This is a genomic window from Mycobacterium sp. 5-140-3-2 (assembly GCF_035666375.1).
Lineage (GTDB): Bacteria > Actinomycetota > Actinomycetes > Mycobacteriales > Mycobacteriaceae > Mycobacterium > Mycobacterium intracellulare.
Genome location: NZ_CP142025.1, coordinates 2078630 through 2097413, shown reverse-complemented (window position 1 = coordinate 2097413; position 18784 = coordinate 2078630). Strand labels below are relative to the sequence as shown.

Genomic DNA, 18784 nt, shown 5'->3' with positions numbered 1-18784 from the left:
AACATCCGCGTCGCACCATGCACTCAGAAGGTCGCGCACCTGAAGGGGTCGTCGTATGACTCGGGACTGTGATGGACCCGATCGGGTCCTCGAGAACGGCTGCCCGCTGCGATGCCGCCTACGACGCGTCGGCGTGACGGAGGAGCGGGTGGATTGGGCGGGGCTGCCCGTCAACCTGGACTTCGCGTTCTCGCGCGATCAGCGCGACAAGGTTTACGCCCAGCACCTGATGCGCAGGCGCTTGTGCGTCTGCGAGATCGCCGCCGAGCAGGCTCCTTTGGCTGCGACGAAACAAAACCTCGAATATTCCTGAATCCCTTGGGTTCACGAAACCGTGGCTTTGGCTGGCCGTCCGCGCCGGAGCTATAAGGGCAACATCGGGGCGACGCAAGGTTTTCATTCACGCCGACCCTAATCGTGCTTGACAGATTGGGATTTCAAATTCTGGTTAGACTCTGCGGGTGACAAACAGGCCGTCGTCATACCTGGTGTTGGCGTCGCAGCGCAGCGGCAGCACGCTGCTGGTCGAATCGCTGCGCGCGACCGGCGTGGCCGGCGAGCCGCAGGAGTTCTTTCAGTATTTGCCGGCCACCAGCCAGTCGCCACAGCCACGGGAGTGGTTCGCCGGCGTCGACGACGAGTCGATCCTGAATCTGCTTGACCCGCTGGACGCCGGGACCCCGGACCTCGCGCCGCCCGAGATCTGGCGCGCCTACATCCGTACGGTCGGACGGACGCCGAACGGGGTGTGGGGCGGCAAGCTGATGTGGAACCAGACACCGCTGCTGCTCGACCGCGCCAAGAACCTGCCGGACCGAAGCGGCGACGGCCTGCTCGCGGCCATCCGCGACGTGGTGGGCGAAGACCCGCTACTGATTCACGTCTACCGGCCCGACGTGATTTCGCAGGCGGTGTCCTTCTGGCGCGCGGTGCAGACCCGCGTCTGGCGGGGCAGGCCCGACCCGGCCCGCGACGCGCGCGCCACCTACCACGCCGGGGCGATCGCTCACGTGGTCACCATGCTGCGCGCGCAAGAAGAGGGCTGGCGGAACTGGTTCGCCCAGGAGGGCATCACGCCCATGGAGATTCCGTATCCGGTGTTGTGGCGCAACCTCACCCAGGTGGTGGCCTCCATCCTCGAGGCGCTGGGTCTCGACCCGCAGCTGGCGCCGGAGCCGGTGCTCGAACGCCAGGCCGACCATCGCTCCGACGAGTGGGTGGACCGCTACCGTGCCGACGCCGAGAAGCGCGGCCTGCCAACCTGATCGACCGCCCCGGCGAGCTAAATTCTGCCCGAGTCAATCACTTGGACGCGCCGGACCCACGGGCCACGATTCCCCTCAACGGGATGCGGCTGCGCAAGCCGCCACTGTCGCCCGGGGAGTCGCGTGAGGAGTGGCCATCGTGGGTGAGGGCGTGCCAGAGGACGACGCGCTGCGGGGACCGCGCTGGACCGCGAGGCTCGGCGCGATATCGGTGGACTGGTGGGCGACCGCGGTGGCCGGCGTGATCGTCGCGCTGGCGGTGGCCGACGTGCTTCCGAAGGTTCCGTGGTGACCGGCGTGAGCACGGTGCGCGTCGAGCCCGGCGAAGCATCTGCCGAAACCACGTTCACCAGTACCCGTCCGCTCGACTATGTCCCGGGCATCCTGCTGCTGATCGGCGTCGGGGTGCTGGGCAAGTACGCCCAGATCTGGTGGAACGCGCTGGCCAAACACGAGCACTGGACGGTGCCCGACATCGAATACGTGTTGTGGGCGATCGTGATTGGGCTGCTCATCACCAATACCGTTGGCCTGCACCCGATCTTTCGCTCCGGCGTGCTGACCTACGAATTCTGGCTCAAGGTCGGCATCGTGGCGCTCGGTTCGCGTTTCGTGCTGGGCGACATCGCCAAGCTCGGCGGGATCAGCCTGGTGCAGATCCTGGTGGACATGACGATCGCGGGGACGATCATCATCGTCGTGGCCCGCGCGTTCGGGTTGTCGGGCAAGCTCGGCTCGTTGTTGGCGATCGGCACGTCGATCTGCGGGGTGTCGGCGATCGTGGCGGCCAAGGGCGCGATCCGGGCCCGCAATTCCGATGTCAGCTACGCGATCGCGGCGATCCTGGCGCTGGGCGCGGTGTCACTGTTCGTGTTGCCGCCGCTGGGCCACGCGATCGGGCTCACCGATCACGAATTCGGTTTGTGGGCAGGGCTTTCCGTGGACAACACCGCCGAAACCACCGCCACGGGCTACCTGTACTCCGACCACGCCGGCAAGATCGCGGTGCTGGTGAAGTCGACCCGCAACGCGCTGATCGGTTTCGTCGTGCTGGGCTTCGCGCTGTATTGGGCCGCGCGCGGGCAGGCCGACGAGATCGCGCGGGGCGCCAATGCCAAGGCCGCGTTCGTCTGGAACAAATTCCCGAAATTCGTGCTCGGCTTCCTGGCGGTGTCGGCGATCGCCACCGCCGGCTGGCTGACCAAAGGCCAAACCGCCAACCTCGCCAACGTGTCGAAATGGGCGTTCCTGCTGACCTTTGCTGGCGTGGGCCTCAACACCGATATCCGTCAGATCGCGCGCACCGGCTGGCGCCCGCTGGTCGTCGCGGTCATCGGGCTGACGGTCGTCGCCACCGTCTCCCTCGGCATCGTGCTGCTGACGTCGCGGCTGCTCGGGTGGGGTGTCAGCGCCTAGGCACGGCGCCGACACATGCGGAGACCCTCGCGCCGAGCCGATCGAAGCGATGACCAGCCCAGACGGCGCGGATCCCGGCTGAGCCCAACGGGCGAAAACCTCGCCTGTCCTATAGTGGACGCATGCAACACTCCGTACAGCTGCGCTTTGTCCCGTCGCGCGTCGCGGACTGTTCGTGTCGCTGTTGTTGATCCGCACGCCTCTGACACTGTAGAAATCCGCGCGCTAGCCCATGTCAGGGCGGTTTCGGTGTATTTGTCCGGCGGCGTCAAGACGCGGGCTCACGGAGATTTTCAGGAAAATTAGCGACCGATGACCGTATCGTCCGAGCCGATTCACGCCCTGGCGGGAGCTAGCCGCAGCGGCCCTGATCAGGCTCGACTCGATTATGCGGCGCTAGCCATCCCGACCGAGATGAACATAGAGTTCGATATTAGCTGGCAGGCTGAGAGGCCTGGTCCTACATCGTTGGAGACAAAAGGTAGATGAGCATCGCCGAGAACGTCACGGAACTGATCGGAAACACCCCGCTGGTCCGGCTCAACAGGGTCACCGACGGTGCGGTCGCCGACGTCGTCGCCAAGCTGGAATTCTTCAACCCGGGAAACAGCGTCAAGGACCGCATCGGGGTCGCGATGATCGACGCGGCCGAAAAGGCGGGCGTGATCAAGCCGGACACGATCATTCTCGAACCGACGAGCGGGAACACCGGCATCGCGCTGGCGCTGGTGGCGGCCGCACGCGGCTACCGCTGCGTGTTGACCATGCCGGAGACGATGAGCGTCGAGCGGCGAATGTTGTTGCGCGCGTTGGGCGCCGAGATCGTCTTGACACCCGGTCCGGAGGGCATGCCGGGCGCCATCGCCAAGGCCGAGGAATTGGCCAAGAGCGACCAACGGTACTTCGTGCCGCAGCAGTTCGAGAACCCGGCCAACCCCGAAATCCACCGTAAGACAACGGCGGAGGAAGTCTGGCGCGACACCGACGGCAAGGTGGACATCTTCGTCGCCGGGGTCGGGACCGGCGGCACCCTCACCGGGGTGGCTCAGGTCATCAAAGAACGTAAGCCCTCCGCACAATTCATCGCCGTCGAGCCGGAGGGGTCCCCGGTGCTCTCCGGTGGACAGAAAGGGCCGCACCCCATCCAGGGCCTCGGCGCCGGTTTCGTCCCGCCGGTGCTGGCGATGGATCTGGTGGACGAGGTCATCACCGTCGGCAACGAAGAGTCGATGACGTTGGCCCGGCGGCTGGCCGCCGAAGAGGGACTGCTGGTCGGCATCTCCTCGGGGGCCGCGCTGGCGGCCGCGCTGAAGGTCGCCCGCCGCCCGGAAAACGCCGGAAAGCTCATCGTCGTCGTGCTGCCCGACTTCGGCGAGCGCTACCTGAGCACGCCGCTGTTCGCCGACCTGGCCGATTAGTCATGCTCGACGCCATTCGCACCGACATCCGGGCCGCCAGGGAGCGAGACCCCGCCGCCCCGACCACGCTGCAGGTGATCTTCGCCTATCCCGGGGTGCACGCCATCTGGCTTCACCGCATCAACCACTGGCTGTGGCTGCGCGGGGCGAGGCTGATCGCGCGCATCACCGCCGAGATCACCAGGATCCTGACCGGCGTCGAGATTCACCCCGGCGCCGTCCTGGGGCCCGGGCTGTTCATCGATCACGCCACCGGCGTGGTGATCGGCGAGACCGCCGAGGTCGGCGAGGACGTGACGATCTACCACGGCGTCACCCTCGGCGGCAGCGGCAGGGACACCGGCAAGCGCCATCCCACCATCGGCGACCGGGTGATCATCGGCGCGGGCGCAAAGGTCTTGGGCGCGATAAAAATCGGCGACGACAGCCGCATCGGCGCCAACGCCGTGGTGGTCAAAGAGGTTCCGTCCAGCGCGGTGGTCATCGGGGTGCCCGGACAGGTCATCAGCCGTAGCCGTCCCGGCAGTCCGGATGACTCGATGATGCCCGATCTCGTCGGTGTCAGCCTGCAGTCGCTGCTGACCCGGGTGACCAAACTCGAGGCCCGGGCGGACGGCGCGCAGACCAACCACGTCATCCGGCCCCCCGAAGCCGGAGTCTGGTACGGCGAGGACTTCTCCATCTGATTCTTCGGCGATGAACTCGGCAGAGTATTACTCACGCTGACGTTAACTCCGCCCCGGAATGCATTGCCGCGCTGAGCGTTGCACAGTGGGTTATGGACACGATGCACGACGGCGTCCCGACGGCAGATTCCGCGGCCCGGTCATGACCGAGCTGCATCTGGCCGTGGGGCTCGACGGCTACGGGTGGCACCCCCACGCGTGGCGATACGCCTTCGCGCACAACGCAACCGGCGGCGGGCAACTCAGCGGGCGATACTGGGCCGCGCTGGCCGCCACCGCCGAACGTGGCCTGCTGGACTTCCTGACCATCGACGACAGCCTGGATGCGCAGCCGGGCCGCCGGCCCGAGATCTCGCCGCGGCGCCTGGCGGGGCGCGCCGACGCCACGCTCGTGGCCGCGCGCATCGCGCCGGTCACCGCACACATCGGACTCATCCCCGTCGCGACGGTCACCCACACCGAGCCGTTCCATGTCTCGAAAGCGATTGCGACGCTTGACCATATTTCGCACGGCCGGGCCGGCTGGCAGGTGCGGGTGAGCGCGACGGCACACGAGGCGGCGCTGTTCGGCCGGCGATCCGCCCCCGACGGCGACGAACTTTTCCGCGAGGCCGCCGACGCCGTGGAGGTGGTGCGCCGCCTCTGGGACAGCTGGGAGGACGGCGCCGTCATCCGCGACGTGGCGACCGGCCGCTACATCGATCGCGACAAGCTGCACTACATCGACTTCGCCGGCGAGCACTTCTCGGTCAAGGGACCGTCCATCACCCCGCGCCCTCCCCAGGGCCAGCCGGTGGTGGCGGCGCTGGCGCACGCGCCGCGCGTCTACGAATTCGCCGCCGCCAGCGCCGACCTGGTGTTCGTCACCCCACGCGACGAGGAATCGCTGCGCGCGATCCTGGCCGAGGTCGGCCACGCGCAGCGTGCGGCGGGCCGCACGATCCAGGCCTACGCCGATCTGGTGGTGTCGCTGGGTGAGGATCTGCTGACGCCGGGCGCGGCCATCTCCTCCGACGCGCACGTGTTCCATGGCCGCGCAAGCGATTTGGCGGAGCTGCTGCTCGCCTGGCAGGACGCCGGGGTCGACGGGGTGCGGCTGCGGCCCGCGGTCAACGCGATCGACCTGCCCGCGATCGTCGACGACCTGGTGCCGCTGCTGCAGCGCGCCGGGCGGTTCCGCACCCGCTACCGCGAGGGCGAGACGCTGCGCGACCGCCTTGGCCTGGCGCCCGCCCCCAACCGCTACGCGACGGCGCCGTCATGAGCCTCACTCCCCTGTCGATCCTGGACCTGGCACCCATCAGCGCCGGCAGCGACGCCGCGACGGCGCTGCGCAACACCATCGACCTGGCCCAGCACGCCGAACAATGGGGCTACAAGCGTTACTGGCTCGCCGAGCACCACTTCGTCGCGGTGGCCAGCTCGTCACCGGTGACGCTGATCGGCCAGATCGCCGCGGCCACCGAACGCATTCACGTCGGATCGGCCGCCGTGCAGGTCGGCCACACGACGGCGCTTGCCGTGGTGGAGAGCTTCGGCATCCTCGACGCGTTGCATCCCGGCCGCATCGACATGGGCCTGGGCCGCTCCGGGCAGCGGCGGCAAGAGGCCGCGACCTCGCGCGCCCCCCAGCCCGACCGCGCGCCCGAGCCGTGGCGGGACGTCGACGGCCTGCTCGTCCCCACACCGTTCGACCAAACCCCGCTGATGAGATCCGAACGGATGCGGGCGCAGGCGTCGGTGCTCGCCCAACCGTGCGCGCAGCCGGCGGATTTCGCCGACCAGGTCGCCGACATCGAAGCGATGCTGGACGGCACCTACGCCGTCGACGGCCATCAGCTGCGGGCGGTTCCCGGCGAACACGCGCAGCTGACACCGTGGATCTTCGGCAGCACCAAGGGACAGAGCGCCGAGGTGGCCGGCGCCCGCGGGCTTCCGTTCGTCGCCAGTTACCACATCACCCCCGGCACCGCGCTCGACGCGATCACCGCGTACCGCAACGCCTTCCGCCCCTCCGCCCGGCTGGCGCGGCCGTACGTGGTGGTGTCGGCCGACGTCGTGGTCGCCGAGGACAGCGCCACCGCGCGCTACCTCGCGTCCAGTTACGGCCACTGGGTGTATTCCATTCGTAGCGGCCGGGGCGCGATCCCCTACCCGGATCCCGACTTCTGCGAACCCCTGACCGAGGCCCAGCAGGCATTGGTGGCCGACCGCACTTCAACACAATTCGTCGGCAACCCCGATGAGGTCGCCGACCGGCTCGAGCTGCTGCGCCGGGTCACCGGTGCCGACGAACTTGTCATCACGTCCGTCACCCACCGGCACGCCGACCGGCTGCGCTCGCATGAACTGATCGCCAAACGATGGGGGCTGACCGGATGACCGTTCGAGATGCGGGACAGCGCAAGCAGATACACCTGGGCGCCCACTTCCCCGGGGTGAACAACACGACGGTGTGGTCGGATCCGAGCGCGGGCAGCCAGATCGCGTTCGAATCGTTTGTGCACCTTGCCCAGACCGCCGAGCGGGGGCTGTTCGACTTCTTCTTCCTTGCCGAGGGGCTGCGGCTGCGCGAGCACCGCGGCAAAATCCACGATCTCGACGTCGTCGGCCGTCCCGACACGTTCACCGTGCTGGCCGCGCTCGCCGCGGTGACCGACCGACTCGGCCTGGCCGGCACCATCAACACCACCTTCAACGAACCCTTCGAGGTGGCAAGGCAATTCGCGACGCTGGACCACCTGTCCGACGGGCGTGCGGCGTGGAACATGGTCACCTCCTCCGACGCGTTCACCGGGGAGAACTTCCGCCGCGGCGGATTCCTCGCCCACGCCGACCGATACCACCGGGCCGAGGAGTTCATCCGCGTCGCGCGCAAGTTCTGGGACAGCTGGGCACCCGACGCCGTGATCGCCGACGTCGACGCCGGCACCTACGCCGACCCGACGCGCATCCACGTCGTCGACCATTTCGGTCCGCAGTTCGGCGTCCACGGCGTGGCCGCGCTGCCCGCCGGGCCGCAAGGCCACCCCGTGCTGTTGCAGGCCGGTGACTCCAGCGACGGCCGCGACTTCGGCGCCAGGCACGCCGACGCCCTGTTCACGCTGCACGGTTCGCTCGAGGCGGGGCAGCGCTACTACGCCGACGTGAAGGGCCGCGCCGCCGCCCACGGGCGCGACCCCGACCAGCTCAAGGTCCTGCCCGGCGCGACGTTCGCGCTGGGAGACACCCCCGACGAGGCGCAGGACAACGCGCGCCACATCCGCGAGCAGCAGGTCAGCGGTCCGACCGCGATCGCGTTTCTCGAGCAGGTGTGGGGCGTGGACCTGTCGGCCTACGATCCCGACGGACCCCTGCCCGACGTCGACCCCGTCGAGAACCCGAACATCACGAGGGGACGCGTCCGGCACGGCGATCCCACGACGGTCGCCCAAACCTGGCGGGCGCGAGCGGAGGCCGAAAACCTCTCGATCCGGGAGCTGATCATCGAGGTGACCAGCCGCCAGCAGTTCGTCGGAACGCCGCAGCAGGTGGCCGCCGAGATCGACCGCTACGTGCAGTCGGACGCCTGCGACGGCTTCATCCTGGTGCCGCACCTGACGCCGCACGGCCTCGACGAGTTCGTCGACAAGGTGGTCCCGCTGCTGCAGGAGCGCGGCAGCTTCCGCACCGAGTACCGCGGCCACACGCTGCGCGAGCATCTGGGTTTGTCGCCGACGCCGGGATGGGCGGGAAATCCGGCCGGTATCGCGAGCGGGCAGTGACGGCCGGGCGGCCCGCTGAATTTTGCTGCTCCCCCGCCTGGACTCGAACCAGGAACCCTTCGGTTAACAGCCGAATGCTCTGCCAATTGAGCTACAGGGGACTAACCCGATCGCGGGACGACTCTAGCGTACTGGCACGACCGCGCCCAACTGGCGCGGGTCGCCACCGTCTCACCCGGTCGACCGCGCACGCACCCCACCCGGTGAGGCAGGATGGAGCCATCGATAGTCGGGAGGAACGCTTTGATCCGGTATGTCGTGGTGCTGGGATTGGGTTACGTGCTGGGCTCGAAAGCCGGTCGTCGGCGATACGAGCAGATCGTCGGCACCTATCGAGCGCTGACCAGCAGCCCGGTGGCCAAGTCGATGATCGAGGGGGGACGCCGCAAGATCGCGAACCGGATCTCCCCGGACGCCGGCTTTGTCACGCTGGCGCAGATCGACGACCAAACCGCCATCATGGAACGCGACGTCGAGCCGCTGCCCGACGAGGAGCTCGAGACCTCTACTCGTCGCCGCTAGCCTGCTCCAGCAGGCTGCGCCGGTAGGCCTCCATCGCTACCAGGTCGCCGAACAACGCGTGATACTCGTCGCCCTGTTCGATCGGCGACATGCGCTGCAACTTCGACTTCACCTCGGCGATCTGCCGGCCCATCCACACCTCTTGCAGGCGGGCCAGCACGCCGGCGATGTAGCGCGGCATTTTCTCCTCGTCGACCTGGATGGCCTCGACGCCCAGCTCGCTGATCAGCGCGGCCGTCAAGGGCGACGACGCCCGATCGCGCACCACCTCGAGCCACTGCGCCCCGGTGACCCCGCTCGACGTGCCGCCTGCGGTCTCGATCGCCGCGCGGATGGCGGCGTAGCCGGGGTGGGTGAAGCTCTCGACGGTCAGCGTGTCGAAGACCGGGCCGGCCAGCGCCGGATACTGCAACGCCGACTTGAGTGCCTCCCGTTGGGGCCACAGGGTGGGGTCGCGGGGGTCGGGACGGCTGGCCGCGGCATGGGCCGCGGCGGCGGGTTGCTCCGCGCGCCGCGACGCCTTGGGTCCGGCGCCGCCGCGGGCCGGGATTTTGGCGTTCTTGGATTGGCCGCGCACCCGGTCGATGACCTGCGCGACGTCGTCCCAGCCGACCCACCCGGCGAGCTGGCGGGCGTACTCGTCGCGCAGCGTGGGGTCCTTGATCTGGCCCACCATGGGCACGCAGCGCCGCAGCGCGGCCACCCGGCCCTCGGCGCTGTCCAGGTCCATCTCGGCGAGCGCCGACCGGATTGCGAACTCGAACAACGGCGTTCGCCGGGCCACCAGGTCGCGCAGGGCGCCGTCGCCGGACTTCAGCCGGAGATCGCAGGGGTCCATGCCGTCCGGCGCGACGGCCACGAACGACTGCCCCGCCAGGTTCTGCTCGCCGCCGAACGCCTTGAGGGCGGCGGCCCGCCCGGCCGCGTCGCCGTCGAACACGTAGATCAGCTCGCCGCGAAAGAAGCTGTCGTCCATCATCAGTCGGCGCAGCATCGCCAGGTGCTCGTCGCCGAACGCGGTGCCGCACGACGCCACGGCGGTGGTGACCCCGGCCAGATGCATCGCCATCACGTCGGTGTAGCCCTCCACGACGACGGCCTGATGGCCCTTGGCGATGTCGCGTTTGGCCAAGTCGATGCCGAACATCACGTTCGACTTCTTGTACAGCAGCGTCTCCGGGGTGTTGATGTACTTGGCTTCCATCGGGTCGTCGTCGAAGAGCCGCCGGGCGCCGAAACCGATCACCTCGCCGGCCGAGGAACGGATGGGCCACAGCAGGCGGCGGTGGAAGCGGTCCATCGGCCCGCGGCGCCCCTGCCGCGACAGGCCCGCCGCTTCCAGCTCTTTGAACTCGAAACCCTTGCGCACCAAGTGCTTTGTCAGTGAGTCCCATCCCGACGGCGCGAACCCGCAACCGAAGTGACGGGCCGCCTCGGCATCGAAGTTGCGCTCGGTCAGATACTGCCGTGCCGGCGCCGCCTCGTCGGATTCCAGCGCCGCGGCGTAGAACTCTGCCGCGGCCGCGTTGGCCGCGACGAGCCGGCTTCGGCTGCCGCGGTCGCGCTGCACGCTGGTCGCCGGGCCGGAGTAGGTGATGGTGTGACCGATCCGGTCGGCGAGCAGCTCGACCGCCTCGACGAAGCTGACGTGCTCGATCTTCTGGATGAAGGCGTACACGTCGCCGCCCTCGCCGCAGCCGAAGCAGTGGAAGTGGCCGTGGTTGGGGCGGACGTGAAACGACGGCGACTTCTCGTCGTGAAACGGACACAGCCCCTTGAGCGAATCCGCGCCCGCGCGCCGCAACTGCACGTAATCGCCGACCACTTCGTCGATGCGCACCCGCTCGCGGATGGCGGCGATGTCGCGGTCCGGAATCCGGCCGCGGCCCCGGGCGCGCGCGTCGCCGTCGCTCCGTGAACTTGCCGGGCTTGACATCGGCTCAGTCTAAGCGCGCGGCGGCGAACGCTATCCCGTTCCGATGACGCCGCACGCGACGCGATCCATCGCGTTCTCGGTGTCCTGGGCGCCGTGCAGCATCAGCGCGGTCTTGGTACCGGCCAGCAGGTCGTCCCGGGTGAACGAATCGGTGGTGGTGACCAGGTAGGCCGCGCCGTCCTGGCGCACCTCGAGCGTCGCCAGGTCGCCGCTCTCGGGCTTGCCGGTGTGGCCGGGCGCCTGGTAGTGGCCGCCGGCGGACAAGAAGTTGCCCGGCGCACCGCCGGTGGGGGCCACCGAGTTCGGCTCGCACTTGCCGATCTCGTGGACGTGCAGGCCGTGCAGGCCGGGGGTCAGGATGCCGGTCGCCACCGTCTTGACGGTGACGGTCACATAGTTGCCGGTGAAGTCGAAGGTCGCGGTGGCCGCCGTCCGGCCGTCGGGTGTCTTCAACTCCGCGCTGAGCGAGCCGCCGGCGGGTGCCGGGGTCGTCGCCTCCCCGGAGGACGTCGGTGCGGCGGTTTTCACCGGCGGGGTGGTGCCCGGCTGGCTGCTCTCGTGCTGCGGTGAACTGCAGGCGGTCATGGCGACGACGGGAAGCCCCATCAGAAGGGAGGCCATCAAAGGCGAGCCGCTGAATTTCTTCATGTCGGGCAGCCTAACTCGCGGCGGCCGCGCCGATCCCCGGGCCGGACGAGTTGCGCCCCCCGACCCGCTACGGGCCGGCCTGGCGGGCGTCGATCCGTTCCAGCCGGCCCTCGGTGTAGGAGGCGATTTGATCGACGATGACCCGCCACCGGGCGCCGTCGTCGGCCGCGGTGTTGAAGGCCGCAGCGAAGACCGGGTCGAGGGTTCGGGGGGCTCCCGCGTACAGCCAGTGGGCCACCCGGTGGATGCGCTCACGCTGACCGGCCTGGGTTTCCTGATGGCGCGGGTCGGACATGATGAACTGCAGCGCCAGGATTTTCAGCAGCGCGACCTCGGCCCGCACCAGATCGGGAACCTGCAGCTCGGCCCGGTAGCGCACCAACGGTCCGGGTCCGGCCGCCGCGCGGGTGGTGGCGATGGCGGCCGAGGCGAACCTCCCGACCAGCTCGCTGGTCAGCCGCTTGAGCGCGACCGACGCCGCGAGCGTGGCGTCGTACTTGCCCACGGCGGCGACCACCGGCAGCGCCGACAGCCGTCGCGCGGCCGCCATGAAATCGTCGGCGCGCACCCGGGAAAATTCGGTCTCGCCGAGTTTGGCCAGCGCGGCCGCCTCGTCGTCGTCGGCCAGCACCCGCAGGTCGATGCGTTGGGAGACGACGCCGTCCTCCACGTCGTGCACCGAATAGGCCACGTCGTCGGCCCAGTCCATCACCTGCGCCTCCAGGCACATCCGGCCCTCCGGGCCGCCCGCGCGCATCCAGGCCGCCGCCTCGCGGTCGGCGTCGTAGAACCCGAACTTGCGCGCCGCGCTCCCATGGCCTTCGCCGCGGAACCACGGGTATTTGGTGACCGCGTCCAGCGACGCGCGAGTCAGGTTCAGACCCGCGCTGTTGCCTTGGGCGTCAAGCACTTTGGGCTCGAGGCTGGTCAGGATTCGGAAATTCTGGGCGTTGCCCTCGAAGCCGCCATAGTTCGCCGCGACCTCGTCGAGGGCGCGCTCGCCGTTGTGGCCGTAGGGCGGGTGGCCGATGTCGTGGGCCAGGCCGGCCAGGTCGACCAGGTCGAGGTCGCAGCCCAGGCCGACGGCCATTCCCCGCCCGATCTGGGCGACCTCGAGGGAGTGCGTCAGCCGGGTGCGCGGCGTGTCCCCTTCCCGCGGCCCGACGACCTGGGTCTTGTCGGCCAGCCGGCGCAGGGCGGCGCTGTGCAGCACCCGGGCGCGGTCGCGGGCGAAGTCGGTGCGGTGCTGACCTTCGGTGCCCGGCAGACCCGCGGTCTTCGCGGCTTCGGTCACCCGTCGCTGACGGTCGAAGTCGTCGTAGGGGTCGCGCTGATTCCTGGTCACCGACGCACAGTCTGCCAGGGAATGCCCGCCCAAGTCCGGCTCGACTCGGGCCCGCTGGCGTGTGTCGGCCGGGGCTAGATTGGCCCTATGCGCACCGCTCGCCTGCTCGCCGTGCTCGCGACGCTCCTGACGGTCGGCCTCGGCGGCGGGCTGCTGTCGGCACCGGCCGCCGGCGCGCAACCATCATTCCGGTTGGCCGACTACGTCACCGACAACGCGGGGGCCCTGTCGGATTCCGGTCGCAGCACCGTCACCGCCGCCGTCAACAAGCTCTACACCGACCGCCACATCCGGCTCTGGGTGGTCTACGTCGACGACTTCTCCGGGCAGAGCCCGACCGGGTGGGCACAAGGCACCGTGCGCGCCAGCGACCTGGGCGGCTACGACGCGCTGCTGGCCGTCGCGACCACCAGCCGCGCCTACGCCTTCCTGGTGCCGTCCACCATCAAGAGCGTCAACGCCGGTCAGGTCGACAGCTTGCGGCGCAACAAGATCGAACCCGCCCTGCACAACGGTGACTGGAGCGGCGCCGCGGTGGCCGCGGCGAACGGGCTCGACGCGTCGCCCGGTTCGTCGGGGCGGGTGATCCTGCTGGCCACGCTGGCGGGCATTCTCATCGCGCTGGCCGGCCTGCTGCTGGTGATGCGTCATCGCGGGCAGCGCCGACGGGCCGCGGCGTTGGCGGCCGCGCGGCGCGTCGACCCCACCGACGTCGACGCGCTCGCCGCGCTGCCGCTGCAGACGCTCGACGACCTGTCCCGCGCGCTGGTGGTGGACGTCGACAACGCGCTACGCACCAGCGCCAACGAATTGGACCTGGCGGTCGGCGAATTCGGCGAAGAGCGCACCCGACCCTTCACGAGCGCGGTGGCCAACGCCAAAGCGGCTCTGTCCCAAGCGTTCACGGTGCGCCAACAACTCGACGACTCCACACCGGAAACACCCGCCCAGCGGCGCGAACTGCTCACCCAGGTGATCGTCTCGGCGGCGCGGGCCGACCGCGAGCTGGAGTCACAGACCGAGGCCTTCGAGAAGCTGCGCGACCTCGTGATCAACGCCGCGTCGCGGCTGGATGCGCTGACGCGGCAGTACGTGGAACTCACCACCCGTCTGGCGCCGGCGGAGCAACGGCTGGCGGCGCTGCACCACGACTTCAGCGCTGCCGCACTGACTTCGGTGTCCGGCAATGTCACGACGGCCAAGGAGCGGCTGGCGTTCGCCGACCGCAACATCGGCACCGCCCGTGAGCTGGCCGCCCACGCCGTCACCGGTGGGCAGGCCGGCTTGGTCGATGCGGTCCGGGCCGCCGAGTCCGCCCTCGGGCAGGCGCGGGCGCTGCTCGACGCGGTGGACAACGCGGCCAGCGACATTCAGCACGCGATCGACGGGCTGCCGTCGGCCGTCGCCGACACCAAGGATGACATCGCACGCGCCAACGAACTGCTGCAGAAAAAACCCACGCGCAGCGGCGATTTGGTGGCGGCCCGCGACGCGGCCACCAGGGCCGTCGAGAGCGCCCGCGCCGGCGGATCCGAAGATCCGCTGGCCGCCTTCGGACAGGTGACCAAGGCCGACGCCGCGCTCAACGGGCTGCTGGCCACCCTGGCCGAGGAACAGGCCACCGCCGAGCGACTCAACCGATCACTGGAACAGGCCTTGTTCACCGCGCAATCGCGGGTGCGCGCGGTGTCCGACTACATCGACACGCGCCGCGGCAGCGTCGGCCCCGACGCCCGCACCCGGCTGGCCGAGGCCAAGCGCCACCTGCAGGCCGCGCAGGACAAGGGCGCGACGAACCCGAACGAAGCGATCGCCCACGCCAATGCGGCGTCGACGCTGGCCGCTCACGCTCAGTCACTGGCGAACGACGACGTGCAGGCGATGCAGCGCGCCTACACGCGTGGCGGCGGCAGTGACATGGGCGCGATGCTCGGCGGCATCATCATCGGCGACCTGCTCAGCGGGGGGATGCGGGGCGGATTCGGCGGCTGGAGCCCGACGTCGTTCGGTGGCTCGCCGGGTTCTTCCGACGGCGGGTTCATGGGTGGTGGCGGCCGATTCTGACGCGCCGCGCGCGGTGACCGCGGCGGCTTTCGGTTCTCTACCTACCGGTCTTCAGCCGGCGGCCGGGGAATGCGGGATCACGCCCACGGGCCGTGCCCCGGCTTCGCCTTCCCACCCGCTCCAGACGCCGTCGGCGACCGCCGTCGGGCGGGGCGCGTCGAGTGTCTCCTCCGTGGTGTCGGCGCTCGCGTCCGACTTCGGCGCCCAGTGGTCGTAGTCGTCGGGCGGAACGACCACCCCCCACTTGAGTGGGACCGATAAACCGCCGAGCACACCGCACTCACCGCGTACTGCCGCCACCGTGTCATCGGGTAACGGCGAACCGAGAGGCAAAAGCACCCCTGCCCCCTTCCACAGCCGATCTAAGCGTTCGGGCGCTGTGGCGAACCTATTTACACCAACCGGTGACATCGTAAGACAAACCGAAGAAAATATGCGGGAATTGCCAATTTTCCTTAATTTGAGCGTGTATCGGACCACGCGGGCCTCTCGCCGACCGGTAAGGGGACCGCCGCGCGGGCCACGCGGGCCGGCGACACCGGGGAACTCGGGCGCCATCCCGGACGATCGGCCGTCGATTCCTACGGACAAACTCCTTGCCGCACAGCACGTTAGGTTAAACCGTCGTGATCGGATCGAGCGGTCGGCCGCGGGTGCGCAGGGGGTCCGGCTCCGCGCTTCCCGCTCGGGGCAACGCATGCGAGCGCGCGTTGTTACGGGACGAATTATATGAATTCGCATATTGCGGTACGGCGTTGCTTGGCCGCCCCGGCCAACCTAGTCGGAATTTCCGGTTTCTCACGCAGTGCACTCCATGCACATCCGCAACAGCGGCACCGCGATTATCGGGTTCGCGGCACCACTTTGGGCCGTGACCGCACCACCTCCGCCTTGGTGCCGCGCTTGTCCCCCTCGGGCCCCTTGTCGCCCACCGGCATGGCCGTCATCGGCACGCCGTTACCCGACCCGGCCGCGGCCGACGTCGCCGCGGGCGCTCCGGTGGCCACACCCGACACCGCCGGTGCGGGCACGTACGCCGGCATCGACCCTTGCCACGCCGCGGGCACCGACATCGCCCCGACGAACCGCGCGGTCCCCAGGCCCGCCGACGCGACGCCCAGCGCGCCCAGCCCCCCGCCCGCCAGCGGTTGCAGGTCGGACAGCACGCTATGGGCGCTGCGCGGGGCCTCGGCGGCGGCCACGTTGGTGGCGCTGAGCAATATCGGCGCCGGCGCCGCCGGCGCCGCGGCCGCCACCGGGCCGGTGCTCTGGGCCAGCGCCACCATGGGCGGCATCAGCGCGCCGGCCGGGTACATGCCGGCCTGGGCCACCGTCGTCAAGGTCGCCACCGGCGTCGAGGTCATCAACGACGTCAGCGACGAGACCGCCGGGGAGAGCGCCATGAACACCGACTGCAGCTGCGACGCGAACGCGGTCCCCAGCGAGGACAAGCCCTGGAAAAACTGGGACGCGAGCGTCAGAGGCGCCGTCACCAGGTCGGCCAGGCCCGCCAGGCCCGCGGACGCCGCGCCGCCGCCGAGACCCGCGGGCGGCGGGGTGAACGCCGGCAACGTCTCCACCAGCGTTTGGGCCCCCGCGTGATAGCCCACCATCGCGGCCACATCCTGCGCCCACATCTCGACGTACTCCAGCTCGGTCTGCGCGATCGCCGCCGTGTTCTGGCCGAAGAAGTTGGTCGCGATCAGGATCAGCAACCGGGCACGATTCGCCAGCACCGCCGGCAGCGGCACCGTCGCGACCACCGCCCCCTCGAACGCCAGCGCCGCCAGCCGGGCCCGGATCGCGGCCACCTCCGCCTCCGCGGCGGCGATCAGCAGCCATTGCACGTAGGGCGCCGCGGCGGCCGTCATCGATGCCGACGAAGGACCCGTCCAGGGGCCCGCCGCCAGGTCCGTCACCACGGTGTTGAACGAGGCCGCCGAGGACGACAGCTCCGCCGCCAGTCCGTCCCACGCGGAGGCCGCCTCGAATAGAGGTCCAGCACCGGGGCCGCCGACTATCAAGGCCGAGTTGATTTCCGGAGGGAAGAACAAAAACGCGGGAATCATCCACACCCCAACCGACCGAGTCAACGGCTCCAGCGACAGACGCCCGACATCCGCCCATGGCTCAACTAGCTATCTACTTATGCCCCACGGCAGATCCTAGGGCACCGCCACCATCGCGGCCCGATTTTTAAGCAAACCTTATTTCGCAAATGCGAACCGGCGACGGCGCATCATTCACGGCGGCGCGAGTCGGCCAGACGCGCACCGACGCAACGGGACCCGATATGGCACCGCCGACGGCGGCCCGGTGATTAGCAGCCTTTGAGCCGTGCCGCCAGATAATCGGCCACGGTGTTCATCGCGACGCGTTCCTGGGTCATGTCGTCGCGCCGGCGCACCGTCACGGCGTTGTCCTCGAGTGAGTCGAAATCCACCGTCACACAGAACGGCGTGCCGATCTCGTCCTGGCGCCGATAGCGCCGCCCGATCGCGCCCGCATCGTCGAAATCGATATTCCAAAACTGGCGCAGTTCGGCCGCCAGATCGCGGGCCTTGGGGCTCAGGTCGGCGTGCCGGGACAGCGGCAGCACCGCCGCCTTGACCGGGGCCAGCCGCGGGTCCAGCCGCAGCACCGTGCGCTTTTCCATCTTGCCCTTGGCGTTCGGGGCCTCGTCCTCGACGTAGGCGTCGATCAGGAACGCCATGAACGACCGCGTCAAACCCGCCGCGGGCTCGATGACATACGGGATGTAGCGTGCGTCGGTCGCCTGGTCGTAGAAGGACAGGTCGACGCCGGAATGCTTTGAATGCGTCGCCAAGTCGAAATCGGTGCGGTTGGCGACGCCCTCCAGCTCACCCCACGGGTTACCGGCGAAGCCGAATTTGTACTCGATGTCGACGGTGCGATCGGAGTAGTGCGACAGTTTGTCGGCCGGGTGTTCAAACAACCGCAGGTTCTCCGGATCGATACCCAACTCGACATACCATTGCAGCCGGGTGTCGATCCAATACTGATGCCATTCCTTCGCGGTCGAGGGCTCGACGAAGAACTCCATTTCCATTTGCTCGAACTCGCGCGTGCGGAAAATGAAGTTGCCCGGGGTGATCTCGTTGCGAAAGCTCTTGCCTATCTGGCCGATGCCGAAGGGCGGTTTCCTGCGCGCGGTCGTCACCACGTTGGCGAAGTTGACGAAGATGCCCTGCGCGGTCTCCGGACGCAGATAGTGCAAGCCCTCCTCGGTCTCGATCGGACCCAGGTAGGTCTTGAGCATCATGTTGAATTCGCGGGGCTCGGTCCACTGCCCGGGCTCGCCGGTGTCGGGGTCGCGGATGTCGGCCAGTCCGTTGGGCGGCGGGTGGCCGTGCTTGGCCTCGTAGGCCTCGATGAGATGGTCGGCGCGGTAACGCTTATGGGTGATCAGCGACTCGACCAGCGGGTCATGGAAGACCTCGACGTGGCCCGAGGCCACCCACACCTGCCGCGGCAAGATGATCGACGAATCCAGGCCGACGACGTCGTCGCGCCCGCTGACCACCGCGCGCCACCACTGACGTTTGATGTTCTCTTTGAACTCCACACCCAACGGGCCGTAGTCCCACGCCGACCGGGTTCCGCCGTAGATCTCTCCCGAGGGAAAAACGAAGCCGCGCCGCTTGGCCAGGTTCACTACGGTGTCGATGACGGACGCCACGGGGTGGTGCACTCCCTTTC

At 69.0% G+C, this 18784-nt stretch carries 17 protein-coding genes and 1 tRNA gene; 11 read left to right on the top strand and 7 right to left on the bottom strand.

From position 1 onward, the window contains the following. Window positions 1–55 precede the first annotated feature (55 nt). The 9 genes from P6281_RS10015 to P6281_RS09975 all read left to right on the top strand — a co-directional run bounded on the left by P6281_RS10015 (window position 56) and on the right by P6281_RS09975 (window position 8549). A complete protein-coding gene (locus P6281_RS10015) occupies window positions 56–313 on the top strand; it encodes a hypothetical protein (RefSeq protein ID WP_369798898.1) in 258 nt (85 codons plus the stop codon). Between the two features lie 148 nt (window positions 314–461). Next, window positions 462–1265: a trehalose 2-sulfotransferase gene (gene stf0 / locus P6281_RS10010; RefSeq protein WP_008255650.1), complete on the top strand. Its 804-nt coding sequence runs from the start codon at window positions 462–464 to the stop codon at window positions 1263–1265. Window positions 1266–1404: 139 nt separating this feature from the next. Beyond that, on the top strand, window positions 1405–1557 hold the full coding sequence (locus tag P6281_RS10005; protein ID WP_162130190.1) for a hypothetical protein: 153 nt from the start codon (window positions 1405–1407) through the stop codon (window positions 1555–1557). After that, window positions 1551–2681 carry a YeiH family protein gene (locus P6281_RS10000; RefSeq protein WP_008255648.1) on the top strand — a complete coding sequence of 377 codons (1131 nt, stop codon included), beginning with the start codon at window positions 1551–1553 and terminating at the stop codon, window positions 2679–2681. The genes P6281_RS10005 and P6281_RS10000 overlap by 7 nt, the downstream gene beginning before the upstream one ends. Window positions 2682–3166: 485 nt before the next feature. Continuing rightward, a complete protein-coding gene (gene cysK / locus P6281_RS09995) occupies window positions 3167–4099 on the top strand; it encodes a cysteine synthase A (RefSeq protein ID WP_008255646.1) in 933 nt (310 codons plus the stop codon). A 2-nt stretch (window positions 4100–4101) separates the two neighbouring features. Then, window positions 4102–4785: a serine O-acetyltransferase gene (gene cysE / locus P6281_RS09990; protein ID WP_008255645.1), complete on the top strand. Its 684-nt coding sequence runs from the start codon at window positions 4102–4104 to the stop codon at window positions 4783–4785. A 142-nt stretch (window positions 4786–4927) separates the two neighbouring features. Continuing rightward, window positions 4928–6049, top strand: a complete 1122-nt coding sequence (locus tag P6281_RS09985; protein WP_008255643.1) for an LLM class flavin-dependent oxidoreductase — start codon at window positions 4928–4930, stop codon at window positions 6047–6049. Next, window positions 6046–7167, top strand: a complete 1122-nt coding sequence (locus tag P6281_RS09980) for an LLM class flavin-dependent oxidoreductase (RefSeq protein WP_008255641.1) — start codon at window positions 6046–6048, stop codon at window positions 7165–7167. Before P6281_RS09985 ends, P6281_RS09980 begins: the two co-directional genes overlap by 4 nt. Continuing rightward, complete coding sequence (locus P6281_RS09975) at window positions 7164–8549, top strand: NtaA/DmoA family FMN-dependent monooxygenase (RefSeq protein WP_008255635.1); 1386 nt, start codon at window positions 7164–7166, stop codon at window positions 8547–8549. Before P6281_RS09980 ends, P6281_RS09975 begins: the two co-directional genes overlap by 4 nt. A gap of 28 nt (window positions 8550–8577) precedes the next feature. On the opposite strand, the gene P6281_RS09970 is transcribed toward P6281_RS09975, so the two are convergent. Further along, a tRNA-Asn gene (locus P6281_RS09970) sits at window positions 8578–8650 on the bottom strand. Window positions 8651–8792: 142 nt separating this feature from the next. On the opposite strand from P6281_RS09970, the gene P6281_RS09965 reads away from it, so the two are divergent. Continuing rightward, window positions 8793–9071, top strand: coding sequence for a hypothetical protein (locus P6281_RS09965; RefSeq protein ID WP_009953068.1), 279 nt, complete (start codon window positions 8793–8795; stop codon window positions 9069–9071). Here P6281_RS09965 and dnaG read toward each other — a convergent pair. From dnaG to P6281_RS09950, 3 genes are all read right to left on the bottom strand, one after another. Further along, on the bottom strand, window positions 9055–11007 hold the full coding sequence (gene dnaG / locus P6281_RS09960; protein ID WP_014382309.1) for a DNA primase: 1953 nt from the start codon (window positions 11005–11007) through the stop codon (window positions 9055–9057). The two genes, P6281_RS09965 and dnaG, sit on opposite strands and share 17 nt — an antisense overlap. 30 nt (window positions 11008–11037) lie before the next feature. Continuing rightward, the gene (gene sodC, locus P6281_RS09955; protein WP_008255630.1) at window positions 11038–11655 is read right to left on the bottom strand and encodes a superoxide dismutase[Cu-Zn]; all 618 of its coding nucleotides are present in this window, start codon (window positions 11653–11655) and stop codon (window positions 11038–11040) included. Window positions 11656–11722: 67 nt separating this feature from the next. Continuing rightward, window positions 11723–13000, bottom strand: a complete 1278-nt coding sequence (locus P6281_RS09950) for a deoxyguanosinetriphosphate triphosphohydrolase (protein ID WP_014382307.1) — start codon at window positions 12998–13000, stop codon at window positions 11723–11725. 87 nt (window positions 13001–13087) lie between these two features. Between P6281_RS09950 and P6281_RS09945 the strand changes: the two genes are divergently transcribed. Next, a complete protein-coding gene (locus P6281_RS09945; RefSeq protein ID WP_036458650.1) occupies window positions 13088–15064 on the top strand; it encodes a TPM domain-containing protein in 1977 nt (658 codons plus the stop codon). Between the two features lie 51 nt (window positions 15065–15115). On the opposite strand, the gene P6281_RS26155 is transcribed toward P6281_RS09945, so the two are convergent. The 3 genes from P6281_RS26155 to P6281_RS09930 all read right to left on the bottom strand — a co-directional run bounded on the left by P6281_RS26155 (window position 15116) and on the right by P6281_RS09930 (window position 18776). Next, window positions 15116–15403, bottom strand: a complete 288-nt coding sequence (locus P6281_RS26155) for a hypothetical protein (RefSeq protein ID WP_369798897.1) — start codon at window positions 15401–15403, stop codon at window positions 15116–15118. A gap of 503 nt (window positions 15404–15906) precedes the next feature. After that, window positions 15907–17133, bottom strand: a complete 1227-nt coding sequence (locus P6281_RS09935; protein WP_014382304.1) for a PPE family protein — start codon at window positions 17131–17133, stop codon at window positions 15907–15909. A 251-nt stretch (window positions 17134–17384) separates the two neighbouring features. After that, window positions 17385–18776: a glycine--tRNA ligase gene (locus P6281_RS09930; protein WP_041784918.1), complete on the bottom strand. Its 1392-nt coding sequence runs from the start codon at window positions 18774–18776 to the stop codon at window positions 17385–17387. Window positions 18777–18784: the final 8 nt, after the last annotated feature.

Bases quoted from the DNA above. Each gene is read 5' to 3' on its own strand.
- P6281_RS10015 (WP_369798898.1), top strand. From the start codon at position 56: ATGACTCGGGACTGTGATGGACCCGATCGGGTCCTCGAGAACGGCTGC.
- cysK (WP_008255646.1), top strand. From the start codon at position 3,167: ATGAGCATCGCCGAGAACGTCACGGAACTGATCGGAAACACCCCGCTG.
- cysE (WP_008255645.1), top strand. From the start codon at position 4,102: ATGCTCGACGCCATTCGCACCGACATCCGGGCCGCCAGGGAGCGAGAC.
- P6281_RS09985 (WP_008255643.1), top strand. From the start codon at position 4,928: ATGACCGAGCTGCATCTGGCCGTGGGGCTCGACGGCTACGGGTGGCAC.
- P6281_RS09980 (WP_008255641.1), top strand. From the start codon at position 6,046: ATGAGCCTCACTCCCCTGTCGATCCTGGACCTGGCACCCATCAGCGCC.
- P6281_RS09975 (WP_008255635.1), top strand. From the start codon at position 7,164: ATGACCGTTCGAGATGCGGGACAGCGCAAGCAGATACACCTGGGCGCC.
- dnaG (WP_014382309.1), bottom strand. From the start codon at position 11,007: ATGTCAAGCCCGGCAAGTTCACGGAGCGACGGCGACGCGCGCGCCCGG.
- sodC (WP_008255630.1), bottom strand. From the start codon at position 11,655: ATGAAGAAATTCAGCGGCTCGCCTTTGATGGCCTCCCTTCTGATGGGG.
- P6281_RS09945 (WP_036458650.1), top strand. From the start codon at position 13,088: ATGCGCACCGCTCGCCTGCTCGCCGTGCTCGCGACGCTCCTGACGGTC.
- P6281_RS09935 (WP_014382304.1), bottom strand. From the start codon at position 17,133: ATGATTCCCGCGTTTTTGTTCTTCCCTCCGGAAATCAACTCGGCCTTG.